Genomic DNA, 25,830 nt, shown 5'->3' with positions numbered 1-25,830 from the left:
AATCTCGCCTTTTAGCCGCCAGCCGCCTACGAGGCCGCTGGCGCATCTCTACCGAATGAAGAGGCTAATCCCTTGGCATTGACGATTCTTGGCCTGTCCGGCGCCCTTAGCCATGACCCTTCCGCGGCCTTGTACATTGACGGCAAGCTGATTGCCGCCGCCGAAGAAGAGCGCTTCGTGCGTGACAAGCATGCGAAGAACCGCATGCCCTACGAGTCGGCGAAATTCTGCCTGGAACAAGCCGGCATCAAACCGTCCGATGTTGACGTGGTGGCCATTCCGTTCGCCCCGATCAGCCTGTTCGGCAAGGCCCGCTGGCACTACGCCAAGCGCTACTGGTACGCCCCGGACCGCGCCCTCGACGCCATCCTGATGGGCAACCGCCGCTACAAGCGCTACCGCAAGAAGATCGTCTGGTGCCTGGAGCAGCTGGGCTTCGACCCGAAAAAGGTCAAGATCGAACCGGTCGAACACCACCTGGCTCACGCTTCCAGTGCCTACCATTGCTCGGGCTTCAAGGAAAAGACCGCGATCCTCGGCATCGATGGCAAGGGTGAGTACGCCACCACCTTCTTCGGTTATGGCGAAAACGGCAAGATCCACAAGATCAAGGAATTCTTCGATCCGGACTCGCTGGGTGGCCTGTACGGCGCGATCACCGAATTCCTTGGCTTCGAGATGCTCGACGGTGAATTCAAGGTCATGGGCATGGCGCCGTACGGCGACGCCAGCAAGTACGATTTCTCCCGCCTGGCCAGCTTCGAGAACGGCGAACTGGTGATCAATACCGAGTACGCCAACGTCATCGGCCTGCGCCGCTATAAAGAGAAGGGCAAGGGCTTCTACTTCTCGCCGAAGCTGATCGAATGGCTGGGGCCCAAGCGTGAAGGCGATATCGCCGACGAGCCGTACATCCACTACGCGGCCAGCATGCAGGCGCTGTTCGAAAAGATCGCCTTGCAGATGATCGACCACTACCTGGGTGACACCCTGCGTGAAACCGGCAAGCTGGCGTTCGCCGGCGGCTGCGCGCTGAACGTCAAGCTCAACCAGAAGATCATTGCCCGTTCCGACGTCAAGGAGCTGTTCGTCCAGCCGGCTTCCGGTGACGCGGGTACCGCTGTCGGTGCTGCTGCCTACGTTTCTCACGCCCGTGGCGTGCCGGTCGAGAAGATGGAGCACGTCTACCTCGGCCCTTCCTACTCCAACGAAGACGTGATCGCTGCCTGCGCCCGTCACCCGAACGCGCCGAAATGGCGCAAACTCGACGACATGCCGCAGCGTATCGCCAAGATCATGGTCGATGGCAATCCGGTGGCCTGGTTCCAGGGCCGCATGGAGTTCGGTCCGCGTGCCCTGGGTGGCCGTTCGATCATCGGTTGCCCGAGCGTGCCGGGCGTGGCCGACCGCATCAACGAGCAGATCAAGTTCCGCGAACGCTGGAGACCTTTCTGCCCGTCGATGCTCGACACCGTCGCCCCGCAAATGATCAAGGTCGACCACCCGGCGCCGTTCATGACCTTCACCTTCGAAGTGGCTGAAGAGTGGAAGACCCGTGTACCGGAAGTGGTGCACGAGGACGGCACCTCGCGTGCCCAGGTGCTCAAGCGCGAATACAACCCGCGCTACTACGACATGATGAAGGCGCTGGAAGACCTGACCGGCAACGGCGTGTCGCTGAACACCTCGCTGAACCGCCGTGGCGAGCCGATGATCTGCTCGCCGACCGACGCCCTTAACATGTTCTTCGGCTCGGACCTGCAGTACCTGATCATGGAAGACATCCTGGTCGTCAAGGACGGCGCGGCCGCCTATGACCAGCCGCTCTGAAACGCGGATCCTGCAGTTCTGCCATGGCTATGACGGGCCGTTCCTCGATTGTGCCCGTCAGTACGCCAGCCTGTTCCAGGGCAGCGGCTACAAGGTCACCACCGTGTTCCTCACCGGCGCCGCCGACCCGCAGGTTGCGGCTGGCTGCGCGTCGGACGAGGTGCTGTTCCTCGAATTCAGTTCCAAGGCCGTGCGTGGCCTGAAGCTCGGTGCAATACGCGCCCTGCGGCGTATCGCGGCCGAACGCAATTTCAGCTTCTGCATCGCCCACCGTTTCAAGCCGATCTATGTCGCGCTGCTGGCGACCGGCTTGCCGGTGATCGGCGTGCACCACGCGTTCGGCGATTATGAGCGCAAGGGCCGGCGCCTGTTCGCCAACCTGTTCAGCAAGCGCCTGAGCTTGCTGGGTGTGTCGGATGCGGTGCGTGACGACATGCGCCGTTGCTTGCCGCAGTGGCCGGCCGAACGTATCCAGACGTTGTACAACCGTATCGATATCGACGCCCTGCAGGCCACCCTGGTATCCCGTGCCGAGGCCCGCGAGGCATTGGGCCTGGATGCCCAGGCCTGGGTGGTCGGCAATGTCGGTCGCCTGCACCCGGACAAGGATCAGGCGACCTTGCTGCGTGGCTTTGCCGAGGCGCTGCCGGGCCTGCCGGCCGGTGCTCGCCTGGCTATTCTTGGCAAGGGCCGCCTGGAGGCCAAGCTCAAGGCACAGGCCGCCGAACTGGGGATTGCCGCGCAGGTGGACTTCCTTGGCCAGGTGCCGGATGCCCGTCGCTATTTCCAGGCCTTCGACGTGTTTGCGCTGAGCTCCGACCATGAGCCGTTCGGCATGGTTCTGCTCGAGGCCATGGTCGCTGGCGTGCCAGTATTGGCAACGGCCTGCGGCGGCGCGCGCGAAGTCGTGGAAGGTGTTGGTGTGCTGTTCCCGCTGGCCGACGCCGGGCAACTGGCGCAGGGCCTCAAGCACATGGCCGCGCTGGATGAACAGCAGCGTGAAGCCTGCGCCGCGCACATGTTGCGGCGCCTGCACGAGCGGTTTTCCGACCACGCTGTGCGCGAGGCGTTCTGGCAATTGCCACAGGTTCGTGCGCTGGCGGGGAAGGCGTGATGCTCAATCATATCCAGGCCTTCCGCGAGCGCGGTTGGCAGGCCATCGATGCACCTGCCTACGCCGAGGCGTGGGCGCGATTCGGCGGCAGCGTTGCGACGCACCCATTGGTGGTCGAGCAGTTGGCGGATCTGGCACAGATTCCGGTGCGTTACCTGGGCTGGTACCAGGCAGGTGAATTGAAGGCTGCCATCCCGACCTGGGGGCGGCACCTGGCGTTGTCCAAGGACGTGCTCAAGCGTGCCGGCAAGAAGGCCCTGTTCGACCTTGGCAATGCCGAAATCATCCTCCCGGCAGCGGCTGATGCCGGCGCGCCGTTGCGCCATGGCGCACGCTACCTGTCCGAACTGAACCAGGGCCGCTTCAGCGGCCTCAAGGTGCAGAAAGAGCAGCTGGCCATGGCCCGCCCCCATGAAGACCTGTCGAAGAAGTTCCGCTACAACCAGCGCCGCGAATTGCGCCTGCTGGAAGAAGCGGGTGGGGTGGTGCGACCGATCAGCGACTTCAGCGCGCAGCAGATCGCAGTCATGTACTGCGACCTGTTCCTGCGCCGCTGGGGCTTCCCGGCCACCGGTGCCGAGCGCATGGCCGAAGTGCTGGAGCGCCTGCGCGAGCTGCTGATCGGCTCGGTGCTGATGCTCGACGACAAACCCATTGCCATCCAGCTGGTGTATCGCGTTGAAGCGCCTGAGTGGATCAGCGTCGAATACATCAACGGTGGTGTCGATCCCGAGACCAAGGCTTTCAGCCCCGGTAGCGTGCTGAGCTTCCTCAATACCCAGGCGGCCTGGGAAGATGCCAAGGCGCGCAACAAGCCCCTGCGCTTCTCGTTCGGCCGAGCCGACCGGGAGTACAAAGATCGGTGGTGCAACCCTGTGCAGGTATTCCAGTCGTGAGCCGCAAGCAGCAATTGCTCAGGCGCCATCGGCGCAACAAACGCCTGGGTTTGCTGGCCAGTCTGGTTGTGCTGCTGGTGCTGGGGGTCGTCACCTGGTGGTGGCTGCCGCTGTTGCTGCTGCCTTTGCTCTGGGTCGCGCACGAAGCCTGGTTCGCCGACCACCTGTTCTATGCGCCTGGCGAAGATTACGCCTACCGCTTCGGCGAGCTGAGCCAGGAAGCGCCGGTCGTGCTGCGCGACGGGTTGCTCAAGATGGACGCGACCTTGCAGGGTGATGAAACCCTGGTGCTTGAAGTGCGGGTGAAAAGTGGATGGCTGGGGCGCTTCCTCGATCCCCGGGTCGAGTTGTACGGCAGCGAATGCATGGATCGGCAAACCTTCGAGCGTGGTGTCGATGGGGTGCGTTTCCTCAACCTTACCGGGCTGGCGGCCCCACTGCAGGCGGGCACGCTGCGTCTGCGCGGGCGCTTTTGCCAGTTGCAGGGGGAGCCGCGCCTGTGGATAACCCCCGGCGTCGAACTGCAGCGCCGCCGCGTGATGGTCATCGCGCCGCATGCCGACGATGCCGAGCTGGCGGCTTATGGCTTGTACAGCCAGGCGGACGAAACCTGGGTGGTGACCCTGACTGCAGGGGAGATCGAAGCCGAGCACTATCAGCAGATGGGCCTGGGCAAGTCGGAGGCTGCCCGCTTGAAGGGGCGCCTGCGCGCCTGGGACAGCATCGCCGTACCGCGCTGGGCCGGTGTACCCGAGTCCCGTTGCGTGCAGTTGGGGTATTTCTGCCTGCAACTGCCCGCCATGCAAGCTGCGCCTGATCAGCCTGCTGCGTCCCGCGAAGCGGACATGGCCGATATCCGCCCGTTCCGCCGGTTCAACCCGTTCCCGCTGCCGGCCGACCGCGATGGTGCGCCAACCTGGCAGAACCTGCTGGCCGACCTGCGGGCCCTGCTGGAGATGGCCAGGCCTGAAGTGCTGGTCATGCCCCATCCGCAACTTGACCCCCACCCCGACCATATCTGCGCCCAGGCGGCCGTCATGGAGGCCCTGCAGGGCCTCGTTTGGCAGCCGCAGACGCTGCTGTGTTACGCCAACCATCTGCATGACAACGACCGCTGGCCCATGGGCGACAGTGGCGATGGCGTGGCCTTGCCGCCGCAACTGAGTGCCGAGCAGGCCTGGGCGCCATGTGCCTTGCTACTGGATGTCGCTACCCAACGCGACAAGGCCATGGCCTTGGGCATGATGCACGACCTGCAGCCGCCTGCGCCGTTCAAGCGTCGCTTGCGCCGCTTGTTGCAGCGCTGGCTGGCCGGGCGCCGGCCGTCGCCTTACGGGGAGAACGAGTTCTTCCGCAAGGCCGTGCGCCGGCATGAATTGTTCTGGCGGCGTGAGCTGTAAACCTGACCGCGATGGCGCAGAGCGCCCAAGGAAAGCAATGAAAGTCCTATTTCTGGTACAGAAGGAACAGCGCGCGATCCTCGATCGCCTGTACGACGGCGTCGCGGCCAACTGTGAATGCGATCTGCGCTGGCTGACCAGCGAAGACCAGCGCAACCTGCGCCGTTACTTCAAGCGTGAGGTGCAGGTCGAGCGCTATGACCGTATCGTCTTCTTCCTGCGCTTCAAGCAAGAGATCCGCCAGTCGGCCTTCATCCGCACGGTGCCAAACCTGGTCATTCTCGAGCACGACGCCTACCAGAACTACATCCCATGCAAGTACACCGGCAAGTTCAGCGCACATTACCGCAAGATGCCGTGGGCGCGCGTGATCAGCTCGGGCTACAGCGTCAGCGAGCGTCTGCGTCAGGAGGGCTTCGACGCGGTGTTCGTGCCCAAAGGCTACGATGAACAACTGCTGGCCGACCAGGGCCGTGAGCGCGATATCGAACTGGCATTCGTCGGCAGCACCAACAGTGTCGCGTACAGCGGTCGCAAGGCGCTGCTGGACGAGCTGGGGCAGGTAGAAAACCTGGTCGTGACCCGCACCAAGTCGGGCGAGGATTATTGCAACACGCTCAACCGTATCCAGTACTTCGTCAGCGCCGACGTGGGCATGGGCGAGTACATGATCAAGAACTTCGAAGCCATGGCTTGCGGCTGTGTGCTGCTGGCCTACGACCAGGGCGAAGCAGAGAATCGCGCGTTAGGGCTGCAGGACATGGTCAATGTCGTGTTCTACGACAACATACCGACCTTGCAGGCAAAGTTACGCACTTTGCGCGAAAACCCTGCGCTAGCACAGCAGATTGCCGAAAATGGTCGCGAGTTGGCAGTGTCGCGTTTCAGTTTCGCGGCAGTGGGGCGCAGTATCGTCGAGCATATGCGCCCGGCGCTCAGGCCTCAGCCGCCGCTGTCTGCATGGCAGCGCTTGCGCCTGAAATTCGGCTTCTGACCATCTGCCTCTGCGATGACAGCGTTGGCTGAAGGTTTCATGTTGATGCCGGGCACTAAGCTGTGTTGCCAGGGTCATCCAAGGGGCAGCACTGCTGTCCGGCATTTCCGGCCTATGCTGGTGAAGGGCGCTTTTCCGGCGTCATGTCGGGTAAGACCGGCATTGACGCGGGTAATGGGTGCCCTTGTCGGCATGGGAAATCCGATTCTTGAAATTGAGGTTGCAGTCCCACCTGGCCTGGACGGGCGAGGGGCGCTATCCCCATGAATATCGTCAATATGATGTGGGCAGGCGGTTCGCCGTACATGTCCATCCACAAGGTCCACCAGCAGGTGCTGTCGCACGCAGGGGCCGATGCCTCCATCAGTAACTGGTTGTTACTTGGGGGCGAGCTGTGTCACGGTCGTGGCCCCACCCGCGTGTGGCACATACCGCAGCGTGTGCTGAAGGGAAAAAGCCTCTGGCGTCTATTGCTGCCCTGGCAGCGCCTGCGTCTGCGCAGGGCGCTGCAACAAGCCCGTGCTGACGTCATCCTGCTCGATGGTGTAGGGGTAGCACGCCTGGTGCTGCCGGTGTTGCAGCAGGTTCCGGGAATACGGGTCAAAGTGCTGTTCCATGGCAGTACCCGGCTCAATGCCAGCGATGTGCGTTTGTTGAACCAGCTGCCGCCAGAGCGTCTGAGCATCGCAGCGGTCTCGCAGACTTTGGCGCGCTCGCTTGAGCAGGACATTGGTCGTCCTGTGCAGGCGCTACGCATGGCATTCGACCCGCAGGCCTTCGCCAGGCCACTACTCAGTCGTGAGCAGGCCCGCCAGGCGCTGGCATTACCCCAAGCGACCGGTCAGGTGCTCGGAGCCGTGGGACGGCTGGTCGAGAGTAAAGGCTTCACGATGCTGATCGAGGCATTCGCCAAGGGGGCCGCCAATCGCCCAGGCATGCGCTTGGCGATTGTCGGTGATGGTCCTCTGCGCGCGAGTTTGACGGCGCAAATTGATGCGCTGGGGCTGACCGGGCGGGTGTTGTTGTGCGGCCACCACGATAATTTGCAGCAACTCTACCGGGCGTTTGACTGGCTGCTGGTGCCGTCGCGTGCCGAGGGCTTGGGCCTTGTGGTGCAAGAAGCCGTAATGGCGGATCTACCGGTGATTTGCAGCGACTTGCCAGTGTTTCGTGAGCAGTTGCGGGAAGCGGGCTTGTATCTGCCGGTTGGCGACGTTGAAGCTTGGTCCCAGGCAATCGAACGCTGCGATGCCCCCAGCGCTCAGGCCATGGCCGCTCGTCAGCGCGAGGCACTGGCGCCCGAGGCGGCATGGCAGGCGTTCTGTGACGGGGCGCAGAAGCTGCTGCGTGGTTGAAATCAGCGCGCCAGCAGAGCCGCCTCGAAGTCGGCGAGCGGGAATTGCTCACCCAGGTTTTCCCGCTCGATGTAACGCACCATGTGTTGCACATTGCGCCTGATCATCCGTGCAGAGAGTGGCGGGCGCAGGAAGCGCATGTCTGCCACATCGATCAGGCCGAGATGTTGATCAGGCGTTACGACTACATTACCCAGGTGCAGCGAGCGGAAGTACACGCCATTGCGGTGCAGTTGGCGGATCAGTTCGATCAGCCGGGGCAGGTAGGTGGCCCAGCTGAACTCGGCATCACGCGATAGTTGCAGCAGTGTGCGCCCTGGCAGAGGGCGATACAGCACTGCTGTTCTGCCTGGCACATCGAGCTTGTGCTGGCTGATCACTTCGAGCGTGGGGATCCCGAGTTGTTGCAGGCGAGCGGCATTGTCGACAAAGCGCTGCGAGTACGGTCGAAGCAACGCAGATGAAATCAGACGCTTCCTACGAAAAACCTTTAGGAAATTTCCATCCCTGAGCAGGTAAACTTTGGCGCCATGGCTATCTGCCTCTAGCACCTGGGCTCCAAGTGTCAGCTGATCGAAGTCGACCTGGGAGAGGCGGGAGCACTGCATGTATAAGGCCTTGTCGTCTGGCAAGCGAAAATGACTGGCAATAATGCCGAAAATAAAGCTGTTGCACCATGTCTGGTGTCATTTGCGTTACCGGGGAGTATGGATGTTGTATCAGAAGAACTGGGCCAAGGCCTGGTTGGCATTTGGGTTGATCTGGTTCCTGGCGGCCATTGCCTTGGCTCCCAGCAACAAGCTGTATCAGCAAGGCATGATTGTGTTCATGTGGCTGCCCACGTTGGTAGTGGCATGGTCGGCGAGACGTATTCTGGTGGATGCCTGGCGGCATCAGCCCGCGCTGTGGGGGGCGTTGGCGCTGTTGTTGGCCTGGGGCGCGCTGAGCATGGCCTGGTCAAATAATGAACAGTTTTGGCGCGAAGGCAAGCGGCTGCTTTACATTCTGCTGTTCTTGCTGGCGTTCCCGATCATAGGGCAGTTGGGGACGCACCGTATTCGTCAGTTGTTACGAATAGGGGCCGCATTGCTGGCGATTGCCGCGCTGATCTCGATTGTCAGGTTCTACGGTGTCCAGGCCATGCCGCTGGTTGCTCGCCTGGAAGGCATCGGCGAGATTTCGCACCCGATCCTTGGCGCCTATGTTGTCGGCATCGCGGCTTTGCTGCTGCTGTACGATCTTCCACGACAGCCTGCCTTGCGCCTGGGGTGGATATTGGCACTGGCCTGCCTGGCCGCATTTGTCGCCTTGAGCCAGAGCCGCGGCGCGGTACTGGCACTGATCATCCCTGTGATCCTGGCACCCCTGTGGTTCCGTGACAGGCACAGCCAGCTCATGGCGCTGCTCGCAGTGGTCAGCACCGGGCTGGCTTTCTACGTCGTCTACGACCTCATCGCCTTGCGTGGCTCGTCCTTCCGTCCCGAAATTTTCAGCTCTGCGCTGCACATGATCAGTGAGCACCCATGGGGTGGGTTGGGGCTGGGTGCTTATTACAAGGTAGAAGCCGCGGGTTTGCAGTTCGATCACACCCATAACATGTTCACCCATGTTGCGGTTGAACTCGGGTTGCCCGGGATGCTGCTGTGGATTGCCGTGTGGCTGTTCACCCTCGGCGAGATCGTTCGGGCGCGCGGCACGCTCTTTGGCAAAATTCTGCTCGGCGTCTGGATCTACTCGACCATGGCCATGCAATTCGACGCCGCCAGCCTCACCACGACGCCCCGTGCGGAATGGTTCGTCAGCTGGCTGCCAGTTGGCCTGGTCATGCTATTGCCATGGGTACGTGCCGAAAATGACGCCTGTGGTAAAATTTCTGGTTCAACCTGAACAGCGAGCTCGATGATGGCCGAAACACCGCTACCGGCGGAGCACAGCTCCAGCCTGAAGATCTACTTCCGGCTGCTGAGCTACGTGAAACCCTATGTCGGCATTTTCCTGCTGAGCATTGTCGGTTTTGTGATCTTTGCTTCGACCCAGCCCATGCTGGCCGGGATTCTCAAGTATTTCGTCGACGGGCTGAGCAACCCGGAAGCGGTACTGTTCCCCAATGTCCCCTACCTGCGCGACCTGCAGCTGCTGCAGGCGGTTCCGCTGCTGATCATCCTGATCGCTGCGTGGCAGGGCCTGGGCTCGTTCCTGGGTAACTATTTTCTGGCCAAGGTTTCCCTGTGCCTGGTGCACGACCTGCGCGTCGAACTGTTCAACAAGCTGCTGGTGCTGCCCAATCGCTACTTCGACAACCACAACTCGGGCCACCTGATTTCGCGGATCACCTTCAACGTGACCATGGTCACCGGTGCTGCCACCGATGCGATCAAGGTGGTGATCCGTGAAGGCCTGACGGTGGTATTCCTGTTTGGCTACCTGCTGTGGATGAACTGGCATTTGACCCTGGTGATGGTCGCCATCCTGCCGGTGATCGCGGTGATGGTCAGCGTTGCCAGCAAGAAATTCCGCAAGCAGAGCAAGAAAATCCAGTCTGCCATGGGCGACGTGACGCATGTCGCGTCCGAAACCATCCAGGGTTACCGCGTGGTACGCAGCTTCGGCGGCGAAGCCTACGAGCAGCAGCGCTTCGGCAATGCCAGCCAGAGCAACACCGACAAGCAGCTGCACATGACCAAGACCGGCTCGTTGTACACGCCGCTGCTGCAGTTGGTGATCTACAGCGCCATGGCAGCATTGATGTTCCTGGTGCTGTTCCTGCGCGGTGAGTCCACCGCCGGTGACCTGGTGGCCTACATCACGGCGGCGGGGCTGTTGCCCAAGCCCATTCGCCAACTGTCGGAAGTCAGTTCGACCATCCAGAAGGGCCTGGCGGGTGCAGAGAGCATCTTCGAGCAGCTGGACGAGCAGCCGGAGATCGACACTGGCACCGTCGAGAAGGAGCGAGTGGAGGGCCGGCTTGAAGTGCGTAACCTGAGCTTCACCTATCCTGGCACCGAGCGCGAAGTGTTGAGCGACATCAGCTTCGTCGCCGAGCCTGGGCAGATGATCGCGCTGGTTGGGCGTTCAGGTAGCGGCAAGTCGACCCTGGCGGCGCTGATACCGCGTTTCTATCATCATGACCAAGGGCAGATCCTGCTCGATGGCGTGGAGATCGAGAACTATCGCCTGCGCAACCTGCGTCGCCATGTGGCCCAGGTGACCCAGCACGTCACCCTGTTCAACGACACCGTGGCCAACAACATCGCCTACGGCGACCTGGCTGGTGCCCCGCGTGCCGATATCGAAGCGGCTGCTGCAGATGCCTATGCCAAGGAATTCGTCGACCGACTGCCAAAAGGCTTCGATACCGAAGTCGGTGAAAACGGCGTGCTGCTCTCCGGTGGTCAGCGTCAGCGCCTGGCGATTGCCCGGGCGCTGTTGAAGAACGCCCCGCTGCTGATCCTCGACGAAGCCACGTCGGCGCTGGATACCGAGTCCGAGCGGCATATCCAGGCCGCCCTGGACCACGTCATGCAAGGCCGAACCACGCTGGTGATCGCCCACCGCCTGTCGACCATCGAGAAGGCCGATCAGATCCTGGTGATGGATCAGGGCCGCCTGGTCGAGCGCGGTACCCATACCGAATTGCTCGCGGCCAATGGCCATTATGCCCGCCTGCATGCCATGGGCCTGGATGAGCCGGCCAAGGCCGATATCACCTGACCCACCTTGATCGGGGCCGTATCGGCCCCGATTGTCACGGGGATTTTCCAGGGTGCATCTGGCCGTAAAGCCGTCGACAACCCTGTGCTAATATCCTGCCCCTGTTCATTATTTCCATATGGGTTGCCCATGAAGTTGTCCATGCCGCGTTTCGATCAAGCCCCGGTACTGGTGGTCGGCGATGTCATGCTCGACCGCTACTGGCATGGCGGTACTTCGCGTATCTCGCCTGAAGCGCCAGTGCCGGTGGTCAAGGTCGATCAGATCGAGGATCGCCCCGGCGGCGCGGCCAACGTTGCCTTGAACATCGCCGCCCTCGGCGCACCTGCCTCACTGATCGGTGTCACCGGCCAGGATGAGGCCGCCGACAGCCTGGCCAACAGCCTGCAGGCCGCTGGCGTGCGTTCGGTATTCCAGCGCATCGCGCATCAGCCGACCATCGTCAAGCTGCGGGTCATGAGCCGTCACCAGCAACTGCTACGCATCGATTTCGAAGAGCCGTTCGCCACCGACCCACTGTCGCTTGGCGCGGAAGTCGACACGTTGCTCGAAGGCGTCAAGGTCCTGGTCCTGTCCGACTACGGCAAGGGTGCGCTGAAGAACCACCAGAGCCTGATCCAGGCCGCTCGTGCCAAGGGCATTCCCGTGCTGGCCGACCCCAAGGGCAAGGATTTTTCCATCTACCGGGGCGCCAGCCTGATCACCCCGAACCTCAGCGAATTCGAGACCATTGTCGGCCGCTGCGCCGATGAGGCCGAGCTGGTCGCCAAAGGCCTGCAGTTGCTTCAGGACCTGGACCTTGGTGCGCTGCTGGTGACCCGTGGCGAGCATGGCATGACCCTGCTGCGCACCGGCCAGCCGGCGCTGCACCTGCCTGCCCGCGCGCGTGAAGTGTTCGATGTGACCGGTGCCGGCGATACCGTCATCTCGACCCTGGCGGCTGCCATTGCCGCAGGTGAAGACCTGCCCCACGCGGTGGCCCTGGCCAACCTGGCTGCTGGCATCGTGGTCGGCAAGCTGGGTACCGCCGCGATCAGTGCCCCGGAACTGCGCCGGGCGATCCAGCGTGAGGAAGGCTCTGAGCGAGGCGTGTTGGGCCTGGAGCAACTGCTGCTGGCCATCGACGATGCGCGGGCGCACAAAGAGAAGATCGTCTTCACCAACGGCTGCTTCGACATTCTGCACGCCGGGCATGTCACCTACCTGGAGCAGGCGCGTGCCCAGGGTGACCGCCTGATCGTCGCGGTCAACGACGATGCGTCGGTCAGCCGCCTGAAGGGGCCGGGCCGTCCGATCAACAGCGTTGACCGGCGCATGGCTGTGCTGGCCGGCCTGGGGGCGGTGGACTGGGTGATCAGCTTCCCTGAAGGCACGCCGGAAAACCTGCTGAGTCAGGTCAAGCCGGATGTGCTGGTTAAGGGCGGTGACTATGGCATTGACCAGGTGGTAGGTGCCGATATCGTCAAAGGTTATGGCGGCACCGTGAAGGTGCTGGGGCTGGTCGAAAACAGCTCGACCACAGCCATCGTCGAGAAGATCCGCAAGAACTGATCGGGCCCTGGGTCGTTTTGGCGGCCCCTGTGGGAGCGGGCAAGCCCTGGCACATCACTTGTGAAGTGAAGTGCGGGCCCGCTCCAGCAGCGCTCGTGCCTTATTGCCAAAGCGCTGCAAAGGCGAAGCCGGCGCCACCTTGCGCTCGACCAGCCCCTGCTGCTTCACCCAGTCCTTCCAGCGAATCCGCTCATCGGCCACCACCCAGCCGTCCTGCCGGGCAAAGCTCTCGGCCAGGTACAGCCCGCGGGTACTCGCCGGCACAAGCTCATCCTTCTTGAGTGTGTAAAGCTCCGCCAACGGTTGACCGTCCTGTACCGGCATCAGGTACAGATCCGGTCGCTTGCGGTTGAGCCGTGCCACCAGTTGGTCGCCTTCCAGGCGCTCGTCGACATGGAACAGGCTAAGTGTCTTGGCCTCCCTTGGCACCTGCAGGCGCATGTCGTAGATCAGTTGCAGTGAAGCCGTTGGCAGGTGCACGTAGGCCCGCGGCCGTTCCAGCAACATCAGGTTGCCGCAGTGCACCGGGCGGGCAGCCCCTGATTCCGGCATCAGCACGAACGGCAAGGCTTCACGGTAATGCAGTGCGGCGGCGTAGGGGGCGGGCAGCCAAGTGTCGTTGAAACGCCCGCTCAGCCAGCCTTCCGGGGTTTCCAGCAGGCATTCTTCAGCGACCTCCTGCACGGCGGTGTGCAGCGGCAGGTTGAGTTCCTGAGCGGGGACATAGCCGGAAATCAGTTTCAGGACCACATCCCCGCGGTCCTGCCGGCGCTGCCTCACCAGCACCCAGTAGTCACGGTGCTGCCAGTGCAGGGTCAGGCGTACCGAAACGCCCAGGTTGGCCAGTTCGACCACGAAGCGCTGCTTGTCGGCAAGCTGGATGGCGCGCCGCCGTTGCTGGGTCTGGGCGAAGTTCAGGGGCATGCCGATGCTCTGGTAGACCAGGCCTTCGGGGGTGGCTTCGACATGCAGTGGCAGTGTCTTGAAGTTGCTCGGGTTCTTGCGGATCAGCGTACGCGCCACGAGGCTCCTCCTTGCGTCGGGTCATTCACCAGGCCCAGCTTGGGAGAGTGAAAACTCAATGCTGGCCCAGGATGCGGGCGACGGTGGCCACGTTGTGGGCCAGGTGCAACGGATTGATGGTGCCGACGATAGCACTGCTCACGCCCGGGTGGGCGAACAGTAGCTCGAAGCTGGCTTGCACCGGATCGATCCCCGGTGCAAGGCAGATGTGCCCGCTGGCCAGCGCCTTCTTTACCAGAATGGCTTTGCCGTGTTCGGCAGCGTAGTCCAGCACCGGGCGTTCTGCCTGCTCGTTGAGGTTGTAGGTGACCATGGCGCAATCGCCTTGCTCCAGTGCCTTCAAGCCACCGGCGACCGTCTTGCCGGAGAGGCCATAGCCGAGAATCTTGCCTTCCTGCTTGAGCGCGGCCAGGGTCTGGTAGACCTCTTGCTGCTCGAGGATTTCCAGATCATTGCCATCGGAGTGCACCAGCACCAGTTCGATGCGGTCAGTTTCCAGCCGGCGCAAGCTGCGCTCCACCGAGCGGCGGGTGTGGGCGGCGCTGAAGTCGAAGCTGGACTGACCCTCCTCGAACTCCTCTCCCACCTTGCTGACAATCACCCATTCATCGCGCTGGCCGCGTAGCAACGGCCCCAGGCGCTCTTCACTGCGGCCATAGGCCGGGGCGGTGTCGATCAGGTTGATACCCAGCTCGCGAGCCTGGGCCAGCAGCATTCGCGCTTCGTCATCGCCGGGGATGGTGAAGCCATTGGGGTATTTGACGCCCTGGTCGCGGCCCAGCTTGACCGTGCCCAGGCCCAGTGGCGAAACCGTGAAGCCGGTGCTGCCCAGTGGGCGGTGCAAGCCATGCAAGGTAGGCAAGGTCATGGCAGCAGTTGCTCCCAGGCCGGTACACCCAGCGCCGGGCGCGGCAGGCCGGAAAGGTCGGCCTGCGCTGCCGGGCGCACGCCATCGCGATCGAGGCTGGCCAGTACCCGGTCACTGAAGTCTGGTGCCAGTGCCAGTTTGGTCGGCCAGCCCACCAGCAGGCGTTGCTGTTCGGCAAGGAAGGCGTTGTCGGGGCGGACCAGGCCGGACTGTGCCGGCTCGGCGCGATCGACGCGCAGGGTCGCCCAGCGCACCTGGCTTTGATCGACCCATGGCAGCAGGCTGGCGATTTCCTTCTGCGCTGCGGCAATCTGTGCGGCAGGCTCGCGAGCCACGCCGTCGGCTTCGGCGAGATCGCCGCCCAGGTACCAGACCCACTGGCCGTCGGCGGCCGGGTGGGTGGTGACGGTTACACGCGGTTTCGGCCCACCGCCCAGGCAGTGTGCATACAGCGGCTTGAGGTTTGGCCCTTTGGCCAGGACCATGTGCAACGGACGGGTCTGCATGGCGGGTTGCTCCAGGCCCAGCGCATGCAGCAGCTGTTCGGTGCCAGCGCCAGCGCTGAGGACGATGCGCTGGGCGCGGATTTCGCGGCCGTCGATGCGCAGGCCAGCCAGCTGTTCGCCCTCGCGCAGCGGTTCGATCCGTTCGCCCGCGAGCAGGCTGTCGCCGGCCAGTTCGGCCAGGTTCGCCAGCAGGCTCGGCACGTCGATCACCAGCTCTGCCAGGCGGTAGACCTTGCCCTTGAAGCCACGATCCTGCAGGGCCGGCGGCAATTGCTCGCCTTTTACCTGATCGACCCGGCCACGCACCGCCTTGCTGGCAAAGAAGCTGGTCAGGTTGCCGGCCAGGGTGCCAGGCGACCACAGGTAATGCGCGTCGGAAAGCAGGCGGGTGCCGGTCAGGTCCAGTTCGCCGCTGCCGTTGATCGCTTCGCGCCAGCGCCGCGGCATGTCGGCGATGGCTTCCGAGGCACCGGTCAGGGCGCCATGCAGGGCGTATTTGGTACCACCATGGATGATGCCCTGGGACTTGATGGTCTGCTCGCCGCCGAGGCTGGCGCGCTCCACCAGCACTGTCGAGTAACCCAGGCGACGCAGGCGGGCATTGAGCCAGAGGCCTGCGACCCCGGCGCCGACGATCAGTACGTCAGTGGAAATGGCGGTTGGCATGGCGGTACCTCGAAGACTGGGACAGCTGGCAAGTATACAGGCTGCCTCAGTGCCCGGCAGTTTTGGAAAACAGCTGAATCACAACCACGCCACCCACGATCATCGCCATGCCCAACATGGCCGGTACATCCAGCTTCTGCCCATAGACCACCAGCGCCGCCACGCTGATCAGCACGATGCCAAGGCCCGACCAGATCGCGTAGGCGATGCCCACTGGAATGCTGCGCACCACCAAGGTCAGCATCCAGAACGCGATCCCGTAGCCAACCACCATCAATAGCAACGGCAACGGCGTGCTCAGCCCCTTCACGGCCTTCATGGAGGCGGTGGCGATGACTTCGGCGCAAATGGCGATGGCGAGATAGGTATAGGCGTTCATGGCAGGATCCTCCGGTTACTGGCTGGGCATTCTAGAGGTTACCCAGATGCGGTAAAGTCATTACCCATCCGTTTTAGAGATAGGTAGATGGCTGAGCAATGGAACCTCGAGCAATTGCGGACCTTTCTGCGTGTCGCCGAATTGCGTTCGTTTTCCGCGGTGGCCCGCGAACAGCGCAAGGCCCAATCGGCCATCAGCAATGCCATCGCGCTGCTGGAAACCGACCTCGGTGTGACGTTGTTCGAGCGCAGCAGCGGGCGCCAGCCGAAACTGACTGAAAACGGCACGGCGTTGCTGGAAGATGCGCGCGAACTCTTGCGCCAGTGCGAACGCCTGGATGGTCGTGCCCTGGCGTTGATGCGAGGCCAGGAAGCCCTGTTGCGGGTTGCCCAGGACGAGGCGATGCCGTATCAGCCGGTGATCGACAGCCTTGACGAGCTGGCTAGCCGTTACCCTTATCTGGAAGTGCAGCTGGCCAGTGGCGCCCAGGGTGACGTGGCGCGCAAGCTGGCCGAGCGCCGTGCCGACCTGGGGCTGTTCTTCCACCACGAGAGCATCCCGCCATCACTGGAGCGTCGCGCCTTGGGCAGCGTGGAAATGGTCACCGTGTGCGCGGCAGGTCATCCGCTTGCTCGCGAAGGCCAGGTCACCCGCCAGCAACTGGCCCGTCACCGGCAATTGCTGATCACCCCGCAGCAAAGTGGCTACCCCGGCGGCGAAGCGATCAGCCCGCAGGTCTGGCGCGCCGACAGCTTCTACGCCATGGCTGAGCTGCTGATGCGTGGCCTGGGCTGGGCCTGGCTGCCGCGGCACGTGGTGCAATACCCGACCTACCAGGCGCACATGGTCGAGCTCGACAGCGAATGGCGCCCGCCTGCACTGGTGGCCGAACTGGCCTGGCGCCGCGATGCACCGCTGGGCCCGGCTGCGCAATGGCTGGCCGAGCGCTTTGCAGTGCACTTGCGTGCGATCGGGTAAACTCCGCGGCCATGAACAGAACACTCTATACCTTGCTGCTTCATCTGGGCCTGCCGCTGGTTGCGCTGCGCCTGTACCTGCGTGCTCGCAAGGCACCGGCCTACGGCCAGCGCATCGGCGAGCGCTTTGCCTGTAGCCTGCCGGCCATGCGCCAGGGAGGGATCTGGGTGCATGCGGTGTCGGTCGGCGAAAGCATTGCCGCCGCGCCGATGGTGCGTGCGCTGCTCAAGGCCTACCCGGACCTGCCGATCACGCTCACCTGCATGACCCCGACCGGTTCCGAGCGCATTCGCGCGATGTTCGCCGATGAGCCGCGCATCCAGCATTGCTACCTGCCTTATGACCTGCCATGGGCGGCCGGACGCTTTCTTGACCATGTGCGCCCGCGGCTAGGCATCATCATGGAAACCGAACTGTGGCCCAACCATATCCACCAATGCGCCAGGCGCGGCATTCCGGTGGCCTTGGCCAATGCCCGGCTGTCCGAGCGCTCGGCCCGTGGCTATGGGCGCTTTGCCAAGCTGACCCGGCCAATGCTGGGCGAGATGAGCCTGATCGCCGTGCAGACCGAAACCGAGGCGCAACGCTTCCGTGAGTTGGGCGCGCGTCCCGAGTGCGTGAAGGTGACCGGCTCGATCAAGTTCGACCTGAAGCTCGATGATCACTTGCAGCCCCGTGCCAAGGCACTTCGCGAACAGTGGGGCGCCGACCAGCGTCCGGTGTGGATCGCTGCCAGTACTCACGAGGGTGAGGATGCCTTGATCCTGCAGGCGCACCGGCAGCTGCTGCAGGTACATGGTGACGCGCTGCTGATCCTGGTGCCGCGTCATCCTGAGCGGTTCGATGCCGTGCATGCCTTGTGCGCCGGGCAGTTCGCCACGGTGCGTCGTTCTGCCGGCACGCCAGTGGATGCCCGCACGCAGGTGCTGCTTGGCGACACCATGGGCGAGTTGCTGTTCCTCTATGCCCTGGCCGACATCGCCTTCGTCGGCGGCAGCCTGGTGGCCACTGGCGGCCATAACCCGCTGGAGCCCGCAGCACTGGCCTTGCCGGTGCTCATGGGGCCGCATGTGTTCAACTTCCTTGAAATCAGCGCGATGTTGCGCGAGGCGGGGGCGTTGCAGCAGGTCGATGATGCCGACGGGCTGGCCGAGGCGGTGCGGCGGTTGATCGAACTGCCGCAGGATGCGCAGCGCATGGGCGCGGCGGGCAGGGCAGTGATGCAGGCCAACCAGGGCGCTTTGCAGCGCTTGCTGGATGGCCTGGGCAGGCTTCTCGGCTGATTTTTGTGTTGGCCTCTTCGCGGGCGCGCCCGCGAAAAAGCCAACAATGGTCTCAAGGCCTGCGCTCGAAGTTCTTGGCTGCCGCAGCCGCCAGGTCCGGTGGCAGGAAGTCCTTGTCCGGGTTGTAGTCCGGTTTCAGGTACTGCTTGAGGTCCTGCAGGTCCTGCGGGCTCAAGGTCCCAGCCGCCTGTTTCAGGCTCAGGTTGTCGAGGATGTAGTCGTAGCGGCTGTTGTTGTAGTCGCGTACCGAGGTGTACAGCTGGCGCTGGGCATCGAGCACGTCGACGATGTTGCGGGTGCCGACTTGGTAGCCGATTTCGGTGGCTTCCAGGGCGCTCTGGTTGGAAATGATCGACTGCTTGCGCGCCTGTACCTGCTCCACATCGGTGTTCACCGCGCGGTGCAGGTTACGCGTGTTCTCCACCACCTGGCGGCGCAGGCTTTCCCGTTGCTGTTCGCTCTGGCTGAGGCGCTGGTAGGCCTCGCGTACCTGCGAACTGGTAAGGCCGCCGCTGTAGATCGGAATGTTCAGCTGCAAGCCGATGCTGGTCTGCTCGACGTCCCCGCTGTAACGCTGGCCGAACGGCGACGGGTTGGTGAAGCCCAGGCTGTCGTTGTCGCCTTTTTCGTACTTGGCCACCGCATCGAGGGTCGGCGCATGGCCGGCTTTGCGCTGGCGCAGGGTTTCTTCGGCGGCGGCAACCGCGTGGTTGGTGGCCAGCAGGTTGAGGTTCTGGCGGCCGGCGGTTTCCACCCAGGCCTTGGCGTCGTTGGGGGTCGGCACCTTCACCGGTAGCGTGTGCACCACACCCTGGATCGAGGTGTATTCGCGGTTGGTCAGAGTGACCAGGGCCTCGAAAGCATCCTGCACCTGGCGTTCGGCGATGATCCGGTTAGCCCGGGCGGTATCGTAGCTGGCCTGGGATTGCAGCACGTCGGTCTTGTCGGACAGGCCGACGTCGAACCGTTCGTTGGACTGGTCCAACTGGCGCTTGAAGGCGGCTTCTTCAGCTTTGGTCGCCGCCAGGTTGTCCTGGGCGCGCAGCACGGAGAAATAGTCCTGCGCAGTCTGCAGGATCAGGTTCTGCTCGGTAGCCGACAGTTGCAGCGCTGCCTGCTCGTTGACCGCTTCGGCAGCCTGCAGCTGGAACCAGCGATCCGCGCGGAAGATCGGTTGCGCGAGGGTCGCGCTCCAGGTGTTGCCACTGCGGTTGGTGGTGGCTGATGGGTGGTCGATCTTGGTGCGGGCATTCATCATCTCGGCGCCGGCCGAGAGGTTTGGCAGCAGGCCGGCACGCGCCTGCGGTACCACTTCTTTCTGGGCGCCATAATCGGCACGGGCGGCAGCAAGATCGGCGTTGTTATCTACCGCTTCCTGGTAAACGCTGACCAGATCGGTCCTTACCGTCGTGGGCATGTCCGCTGCCCAGACCACTCCGTTGGACGCACAAGACACGGCTATCGCCAGTGAAAGTTTGCGCAGCATAGAGGCAATCCTTGTACGAAATTTAATTACTGAACTGTTGAGTATCGAGCGACGGGCCAGTGTAGTGCCATGCGCATCCGCCAACAATCATAGGTTGCGCCTTTCATCTCCCCTGCGTTTTACCCGCTTGGCTTTGCCGACCACTCCAGTCTAGACTGCGCATGTTCTTGTCGGGGTGCCTTGAAGCAAAGGCTGAGATCGCAGAGGTGCGGATCCCGTTGAACCTGATCAGGTTAGCGCCTGCGTAGGGAACAAGATTGCTCGCCTTCCCGGGGAGCCTCTTGTGCCAGGTCCGGGAATGTCGCAGCTGCACGCAGCTTCAGGCACCCCCCATCCGGCACTGCACCCGTTCCAGGGTGCGTCCACGTCTTTCAGGTTCACCCCGACATTCCCCTGCTAGGAAGCCGTCTGGAGAGCCTGTGATGACTAAACAAGAAAAAACGATCAACCTCAGCGAATCGGCACAAGTCGATCAGCAGTCCGTGCAACCGTTCCCGCGTTCGCGCAAGGTCTACGTCGAAGGCTCGCGCCCGGACATCCGCGTGCCCATGCGCGAAATCAGCCTGGACGACACGCCCACCGACTTCGGTGGCGAAAGCAATGCGCCAGTTCTGGTCTACGACACCTCCGGCCCGTACACCGACCCCAACGTCATCATCGACGTGCGCAAGGGCCTGGCCGATGTGCGTTCGGCCTGGATCGATGCACGCGGTGACACCGAGCGCCTCGACGGCCTGAGCTCCGACTTTGGCCAGCAGCGCCTGAACGATGCGGAACTTGCCAAGCTGCGCTTCGCCCATGTGCGCAACCCGCGCCGGGCCAAGGCTGGCGCCAACGTTTCGCAGATGCATTACGCGCGCAAGGGCATCATCACCGCCGAGATGGAATACGTGGCCATCCGCGAGAACATGAAGCTGCAAGAGGCCCGCGCCGCCGGCCTGCTCAACGAGCAGCATGCCGGCCACAGCTTCGGTGCCAACATCCCGAAAGAAATCACCCCGGAATTCGTCCGCCAGGAAATCGCCCGTGGCCGCGCGATCATCCCGGCCAACATCAACCACCCGGAACTGGAGCCAATGATCATTGGCCGCAACTTCCTGGTGAAGATCAACGGCAACATCGGCAACAGTGCCCTGGGCTCCTCGATCGAAGAAGAAGTGGCCAAGCTGACCTGGGGTATCCGCTGGGGCTCGGACACTGTCATGGACCTGTCCACCGGCAAGCACATCCACGAAACCCGCGAGTGGATCATCCGCAACTCGCCGGTGCCGATCGGTACCGTGCCGATCTACCAGGCCCTGGAAAAGGTCAACGGCGTCGCCGAGGACCTGACCTGGGAGCTGTTCCGCGACACCCTGATCGAACAGGCCGAGCAGGGCGTGGACTATTTCACCATCCACGCCGGTGTGCTGCTGCGCTATGTGCCGCTGACTGCCAAGCGGGTCACCGGGATCGTCAGCCGCGGCGGCTCGATCATGGCCAAGTGGTGCCTGGCGCATCACAAAGAGAACTTCCTGTACACGCACTTCGATGAGATTTGCGAAATCATGAAGGCCTACGACGTCAGCTTCTCGCTAGGCGACGGACTGCGCCCTGGCTCGATCGCCGACGCCAACGACGCCGCCCAGTTCGGTGAGCTGGAAACCCTCGGCGAGCTGACCAAGATCGCCTGGAAGCACGATGTGCAGTGCATGATCGAAGGCCCTGGCCACGTGCCGATGCAACTGATCAAGGAGAACATGGACAAGCAGCTGGAGTGCTGCGACGAGGCACCGTTCTACACCCTCGGCCCGCTGACTACCGACATCGCCCCGGGTTACGACCACATCACCTCCGGCATTGGTGCGGCAATGATCGGCTGGTTCGGTTGCGCCATGCTCTGCTACGTCACGCCAAAAGAGCACCTGGGCCTGCCGAACAAGGATGACGTCAAGACCGGCATCATCACCTACAAGATCGCCGCCCATGCTGCCGACCTTGCCAAGGGCCATCCAGGCGCGCAGATTCGTGACAATGCCTTGTCCAAGGCGCGTTTCGAATTCCGCTGGGAAGACCAGTTCAACCTGGGCCTGGACCCGGACACCGCGCGAGCCTTCCACGACGAAACCCTGCCGAAGGAATCGGCCAAGGTCGCGCACTTCTGCTCGATGTGCGGGCCGAAGTTCTGCTCGATGAAGATCACCCAGGAAGTGCGTGAATACGCGGCCAAGATCGAAACCGTGGATGTAACGGTCGAGCAAGGCATGCGTGAGCAGGCCGAACGGTTCCGCCAGGAAGGCAGCCAGCTGTACCACAAAGTGTAAGAACGCTGGGGCCGCTTTGCGGCCCTTTCGCGACACAAGGCCGCTCCCGCAGGGACCGCGCAAGGCTGGATGCCTGCGCTGTTCTTGTGGGAGCGGCCTTGTGTCGCGATTCGAGGACGAAGTCCTCGCCAAGAACACCAACAACATTGCCGGCGAGCGCCAATAATGACATCACCCAGCCAGTTTTCCCCCGACCACCCGGTCCCCATCCACCAGCGCATCTTCGGCGCCCGCGACCTGTTCTCGCTGTGGTTCTCCCTCGGCATCGGCCTGATGGTCCTGCAGGTAGGCGCCATGCTCGCCCCTGGCCTTGGCCTGGCTGGCGCGGTCCTGGCCATTGCCCTTGGCACCGGTGTCGGTGTGCTGTTGCTCGGCGCGGCCGGGGTCATCGGCAGTGACACCGGCCTGTCAGCCATGGGCACCCTGAAGCTGAGCCTGGGTAGCCATGGCGCGCGCCTGCCAGCCCTGCTCAACCTGCTGCAACTGGTGGGCTGGGGCGCATTCGAACTCATCGTCATGCGCGACGCCGCCAGCCTGCTGGGCGCGCGGGCGTTCGGCGAGGCCAGCGCCTGGAACAGCCCGATGCTGTGGACGCTGTGCTTCGGTGGCCTGGCCACCCTGCTGGCGGTCAGCGGCCCGTTGGCGTTCGTGCGCAAGGTGCTGCGTGCCTGGGGTATCTGGCTGCTGCTGGGCGCGTGCCTGTGGCTGACCTGGAACCTGTTCGCCAAGGCCGACCTGGCGGCGCTGTGGAACCGCGCTGGTGATGGTTCGATGTCGCTGGCGGTGGGCTTCGACATCGCCATCGCCATGCCGTTGTCTTGGTTGCCGCTGATCGCCGACTACTCGCGTTTCGCCCGTAACGGCAAGCCTGTGTTCGGCGGCACCGTTGCCGGCTACTTCATCGGCAACACCTGGCTGATGAGCCTGGGCGTGGCCTACACCCTGGCCTTTGCCGCCAGCGGCGAGGTCAATGCGCTGCTGCTGGCCCTTGCGGGTGCCGGCATGGGCATCCCACTGCTGCTGATCCTGCTGGACGAGTCGGAAAAGGCCTTTGCCGATATTCATTCGGCTGCCGTTTCCACTGGCGTGCTGTTGCCCCTGAAGGTCGAGCACCTTGCCTTGGCCATCGGCGTGCTCTGCACCCTGATCGCCTTGCTGGCGCCACTGGCCCAGTACGAGAACTTCCTGCTGTTGATCGGGTCGGTGTTTGCACCGCTGTTCGGCGTGGTGCTGATGGACCACTACGTGATCCGTCGTCGTCGCTTGCCGACCCAGATCGGTGGCTTGCACTGGCAGGCGCTGCTGGCCTGGGTGGTGGGTGTGGCGGCCTATCACCTGATCGCCGCCAAGGCGCCGGAGCTGGGGGCTACCCTGCCAGCACTGCTGCTGGCAGGTGGGCTGCATGGCCTGCTGAGCTTCAGCCGCGGCCGGGAAACAGCTCAGGCTTGAGCACGCCGTTGAGGCGTGGGTAGGGGATCTTCAGTTCCACGTGGCCCATGGAGTAGGGCGCAATGGCGTAGACTTCGTACTTCACCACCAGCGCGCCGTACGTCAGGGCGATGTGCGGCGACCGCTTGAAGGGCCAGGTCTTGACGAACTCTGCGTCCTTGTCCATGCCCACGCTGATCAACCAGGCCCGGTGCGACTCCTCCACGGTCTTCCAGAAGGTTTCCTCCTGGCCTGGCACCAGCATGTCCTGCAGGGTCAGCACCTTGTCCAGTTTGCGTGAGTAGTTGATGAAGCCGCGCCCCGGCATGCCGTGGGCACCGCCGCTGTCGAGGTAGCTGGACAGCTCGATGATCACCAGCCCGTCATGCTGCTCGCGTACCTTGGCTTGCAGGTAGCTGCTGTTGCGTTTGTCGGCACTGGCCAGGTACTGCTGCTCGTAGGCCTGCAGGGTGCTTGGCGCGGTGCCATGCTGATTGTCTTCGGTCAGCTGCAGCAGGCGTTTTTCGACGATGGCATCGAGCTTGGGCTGGGCCGGAAAGTGGACGGTGTCGATGTTCACCAGCGGGCAGTCGCTTGCGCTGCAGCCTGGCTTGACGTGCTCCCAGGCATCACGCTTGACCTCGAGCGGGGTCCGGTAATTGGGTGCAAACAGGCTCTGGCAGGCACCCAGAGCGAGTGCCAGCACGGCCACGGAAGTCAGTTTGACGAGTGTCATGGTGATCCTTGCAGAACAGGGAAAAGTCGGCCTTTGACCGTCTGCGCGGCCTTCAGTTCGCCACTAAGCTAACAGAGTGAAGGCGGCCTGTCCCGAGTGTGCGAACGGTTGCCGGAAAGGGGTGAAACGGGCAACCGTGCAGAGTAGGATGGCGCGATGCGGTAAATGAGGTGATGAGGATTTCCATGTCAGACACGTTGAATTCGGTGCCCAGGGCGGTCGAGATCGTCAAGCGGGCCAACTGCTTCAAGGGCTTCTACAAGCTCGACAAGGTGCACCTGCGCCATGAATTGTTCGCAGGCGGCATGAGCCGAGAGATCAGCCGTGAGCTGTTCGTGCGTCACGATGCGGTCTGTGTGCTGCCTTACGACCCATTGCGCGATGAGGTGGTGCTGATCGAGCAGTTCCGTGTCGGTGCCCTGGGCAAGGTCGACAACCCCTGGCTGATCGAGATGGTCGCCGGGCTGATCGACCGCGAAGAAGAACTGGAAGACGTCGCGCATCGCGAAGCCCAGGAAGAAGCCGGGCTGGCGATAGGCGCCCTGTGGCCGATTACCCGTTACTTCCCTTCGCCCGGTGGCAGTGATGAGTATGTGCACCTTTACCTCGGCCGCTGCACCAGTGAAGGCGCGGGTGGCCTGCATGGCCTGGAAGAAGAGGCCGAAGACATCCGCGTGCGCGTATGGTCGTTCGACGATGCAATGCAGGCAGTGCGCGATGGTCAAATCTGCAACGCGGCGACCATCATCAGCCTGCAGTGGCTGGCGCTGAACAAAGATGAAGTTCGAGGTATGTGGAAGTGAACCTGTTGCGTGAGCGTTATCGGGTCGATCTGGCCGGGCTGCAAGCAGCCTGCGAGGCCAACTATGCCCGGCTCATGCGCCTGCTGCCCGATATGCGCACCACCCAGAGTTCGCGGCGCATCGGCATGACCCAGGGCGACCAGATGCTCGGCGTGCTGGTGCTCGATGTGCTGCTGGCCTGCCCCTATACCACCACCTTGCGTGTGCGCCAGGAGCACAGCCTGCCCTGGCTGCCGGTGCCGCACCTGGAAGTGCAGGTGTATCACGATGCGCGCATGGCCGAAGTGATCAGCGCCGAGCACACCCGCCGCCTGCGCAGCATTTATCCGTACCCCAACGAGGCCATGCACCAGCCGGACGAGAAGGCGCAGCTCAATCTGTTCCTCGGCGAATGGCTCAGCCATTGCCTGGCTTGTGGCCACGAACTGGCAAGTGTGCGCTGAAATGTGACCTGGGTCGGTTTCGAGTGTTTGCTCGCAACCGTTCCAGCGCCATAATTCGTGCAGAATCCGTTCGAGGA

At 63.1% G+C, this 25,830-nt stretch carries 22 protein-coding genes and 1 riboswitch; of the genes, 15 read left to right on the top strand and 7 right to left on the bottom strand.

Annotated features, from left to right (window positions below; genetic code table 11):
* The first annotated feature begins 72 nt into the window (after window positions 1-72).
* From HU738_RS06570 to HU738_RS06545, 6 genes are all read left to right on the top strand, one after another.
* Complete coding sequence (locus tag HU738_RS06570; protein WP_176509970.1) at window positions 73-1,830, top strand: carbamoyltransferase family protein; 1,758 nt, start codon at window positions 73-75, stop codon at window positions 1,828-1,830.
* Complete coding sequence (locus HU738_RS06565) at window positions 1,814-2,944, top strand: glycosyltransferase (RefSeq protein WP_186601676.1); 1,131 nt, start codon at window positions 1,814-1,816, stop codon at window positions 2,942-2,944. The genes HU738_RS06570 and HU738_RS06565 overlap by 17 nt, the downstream gene beginning before the upstream one ends.
* Window positions 2,944-3,840, top strand: a complete 897-nt coding sequence (locus tag HU738_RS06560; RefSeq protein WP_186601675.1) for an antimicrobial resistance protein Mig-14 — start codon at window positions 2,944-2,946, stop codon at window positions 3,838-3,840. The genes HU738_RS06565 and HU738_RS06560 overlap by 1 nt, the downstream gene beginning before the upstream one ends.
* A complete protein-coding gene (locus tag HU738_RS06555; protein WP_186601674.1) occupies window positions 3,837-5,240 on the top strand; it encodes a PIG-L deacetylase family protein in 1,404 nt (467 codons plus the stop codon). Before HU738_RS06560 ends, HU738_RS06555 begins: the two co-directional genes overlap by 4 nt.
* Before the next feature lie 37 nt (window positions 5,241-5,277).
* Window positions 5,278-6,234, top strand: coding sequence for a glycosyltransferase (locus HU738_RS06550; protein ID WP_186601673.1), 957 nt, complete (start codon window positions 5,278-5,280; stop codon window positions 6,232-6,234).
* 263 nt (window positions 6,235-6,497) lie between these two features.
* Window positions 6,498-7,589, top strand: a complete 1,092-nt coding sequence (locus tag HU738_RS06545; protein ID WP_186601672.1) for a glycosyltransferase — start codon at window positions 6,498-6,500, stop codon at window positions 7,587-7,589.
* A gap of 2 nt (window positions 7,590-7,591) precedes the next feature.
* On the opposite strand, the gene HU738_RS06540 is transcribed toward HU738_RS06545, so the two are convergent.
* Window positions 7,592-8,197 (bottom strand): lipopolysaccharide kinase InaA family protein, encoded by a 606-nt coding sequence (locus HU738_RS06540; RefSeq protein ID WP_186601671.1) that lies wholly within the window; start codon window positions 8,195-8,197, stop codon window positions 7,592-7,594.
* A gap of 103 nt (window positions 8,198-8,300) precedes the next feature.
* On the opposite strand from HU738_RS06540, the gene HU738_RS06535 reads away from it, so the two are divergent.
* From HU738_RS06535 to hldE, 3 genes are all read left to right on the top strand, one after another.
* Window positions 8,301-9,476 (top strand): O-antigen ligase family protein, encoded by a 1,176-nt coding sequence (locus HU738_RS06535; RefSeq protein WP_186601669.1) that lies wholly within the window; start codon window positions 8,301-8,303, stop codon window positions 9,474-9,476.
* Window positions 9,477-9,491: 15 nt separating this feature from the next.
* Window positions 9,492-11,300, top strand: coding sequence for a lipid A export permease/ATP-binding protein MsbA (gene msbA, locus HU738_RS06530; RefSeq protein ID WP_186601667.1), 1,809 nt, complete (start codon window positions 9,492-9,494; stop codon window positions 11,298-11,300).
* 129 nt (window positions 11,301-11,429) lie between these two features.
* Entirely contained in the window at window positions 11,430-12,851 is a 1,422-nt protein-coding gene (hldE, locus tag HU738_RS06525) for a bifunctional D-glycero-beta-D-manno-heptose-7-phosphate kinase/D-glycero-beta-D-manno-heptose 1-phosphate adenylyltransferase HldE (protein WP_103445929.1), read from the top strand.
* A gap of 54 nt (window positions 12,852-12,905) precedes the next feature.
* Here the strand turns inward: hldE and HU738_RS06520 are convergent, their stop codons facing one another.
* Genes HU738_RS06520 through HU738_RS06505 form a run of 4 tightly spaced genes read right to left on the bottom strand, consistent with a single transcriptional unit; the run spans window position 12,906 to window position 16,293 of the window.
* Complete coding sequence (locus HU738_RS06520; RefSeq protein ID WP_176509979.1) at window positions 12,906-13,874, bottom strand: metal ABC transporter ATPase; 969 nt, start codon at window positions 13,872-13,874, stop codon at window positions 12,906-12,908.
* A 55-nt stretch (window positions 13,875-13,929) separates the two neighbouring features.
* Window positions 13,930-14,742, bottom strand: coding sequence for an aldo/keto reductase (locus HU738_RS06515; protein WP_186601665.1), 813 nt, complete (start codon window positions 14,740-14,742; stop codon window positions 13,930-13,932).
* Window positions 14,739-15,914 carry an NAD(P)/FAD-dependent oxidoreductase gene (locus HU738_RS06510; RefSeq protein WP_186601664.1) on the bottom strand — a complete coding sequence of 392 codons (1,176 nt, stop codon included), beginning with the start codon at window positions 15,912-15,914 and terminating at the stop codon, window positions 14,739-14,741. The genes HU738_RS06515 and HU738_RS06510 overlap by 4 nt, the downstream gene beginning before the upstream one ends.
* Window positions 15,915-15,960: 46 nt before the next feature.
* Window positions 15,961-16,293, bottom strand: coding sequence for a DMT family transporter (locus HU738_RS06505; RefSeq protein WP_054887895.1), 333 nt, complete (start codon window positions 16,291-16,293; stop codon window positions 15,961-15,963).
* An 87-nt stretch (window positions 16,294-16,380) separates the two neighbouring features.
* Between HU738_RS06505 and HU738_RS06500 the strand changes: the two genes are divergently transcribed.
* Together HU738_RS06500 and waaA are read left to right on the top strand one after the other, a co-directional pair.
* On the top strand, window positions 16,381-17,271 hold the full coding sequence (locus HU738_RS06500) for a LysR family transcriptional regulator (RefSeq protein ID WP_176509982.1): 891 nt from the start codon (window positions 16,381-16,383) through the stop codon (window positions 17,269-17,271).
* 11 nt (window positions 17,272-17,282) lie between these two features.
* Window positions 17,283-18,554 carry a lipid IV(A) 3-deoxy-D-manno-octulosonic acid transferase gene (gene waaA / locus HU738_RS06495; RefSeq protein ID WP_186601663.1) on the top strand — a complete coding sequence of 424 codons (1,272 nt, stop codon included), beginning with the start codon at window positions 17,283-17,285 and terminating at the stop codon, window positions 18,552-18,554.
* 52 nt (window positions 18,555-18,606) lie between these two features.
* On the opposite strand, the gene HU738_RS06490 is transcribed toward waaA, so the two are convergent.
* Window positions 18,607-20,040, bottom strand: a complete 1,434-nt coding sequence (locus HU738_RS06490) for a TolC family outer membrane protein (protein WP_176509984.1) — start codon at window positions 20,038-20,040, stop codon at window positions 18,607-18,609.
* Window positions 20,041-20,201: 161 nt separating this feature from the next.
* Window positions 20,202-20,308, top strand: a riboswitch (TPP riboswitch).
* Window positions 20,309-20,462: 154 nt separating this feature from the next.
* On the opposite strand from HU738_RS06490, the gene thiC reads away from it, so the two are divergent.
* Complete coding sequence (gene thiC / locus HU738_RS06485; protein WP_054887891.1) at window positions 20,463-22,343, top strand: phosphomethylpyrimidine synthase ThiC; 1,881 nt, start codon at window positions 20,463-20,465, stop codon at window positions 22,341-22,343.
* A 165-nt stretch (window positions 22,344-22,508) separates the two neighbouring features.
* On the top strand, window positions 22,509-23,792 hold the full coding sequence (gene cytX / locus HU738_RS06480) for a putative hydroxymethylpyrimidine transporter CytX (RefSeq protein WP_186601662.1): 1,284 nt from the start codon (window positions 22,509-22,511) through the stop codon (window positions 23,790-23,792).
* On the opposite strand, the gene HU738_RS06475 is transcribed toward cytX, so the two are convergent.
* Complete coding sequence (locus HU738_RS06475) at window positions 23,761-24,507, bottom strand: RsiV family protein (protein WP_079229937.1); 747 nt, start codon at window positions 24,505-24,507, stop codon at window positions 23,761-23,763. The genes cytX and HU738_RS06475 overlap by 32 nt on opposite strands.
* A gap of 185 nt (window positions 24,508-24,692) precedes the next feature.
* Here HU738_RS06475 and HU738_RS06470 point away from each other — a divergent pair, with 185 nt between their 5' ends.
* Both HU738_RS06470 and HU738_RS06465 read left to right on the top strand, forming a co-directional pair.
* Window positions 24,693-25,310: an NUDIX domain-containing protein gene (locus HU738_RS06470; RefSeq protein ID WP_176509986.1), complete on the top strand. Its 618-nt coding sequence runs from the start codon at window positions 24,693-24,695 to the stop codon at window positions 25,308-25,310.
* The gene (locus HU738_RS06465) at window positions 25,301-25,753 is read left to right on the top strand and encodes a DUF1249 domain-containing protein (protein WP_054887887.1); all 453 of its coding nucleotides are present in this window, start codon (window positions 25,301-25,303) and stop codon (window positions 25,751-25,753) included. Before HU738_RS06470 ends, HU738_RS06465 begins: the two co-directional genes overlap by 10 nt.
* The last annotated feature ends 77 nt before the right edge of the window (window positions 25,754-25,830 follow it).

The organism is Pseudomonas vlassakiae (assembly GCF_014269035.2).
GTDB classification, from domain to species: domain Bacteria; phylum Pseudomonadota; class Gammaproteobacteria; order Pseudomonadales; family Pseudomonadaceae; genus Aquipseudomonas; species Aquipseudomonas vlassakiae.
The sequence above is the reverse complement of the archived record's forward strand: the minus strand, read 5'-3'. Positions and strand labels throughout refer to the sequence as shown.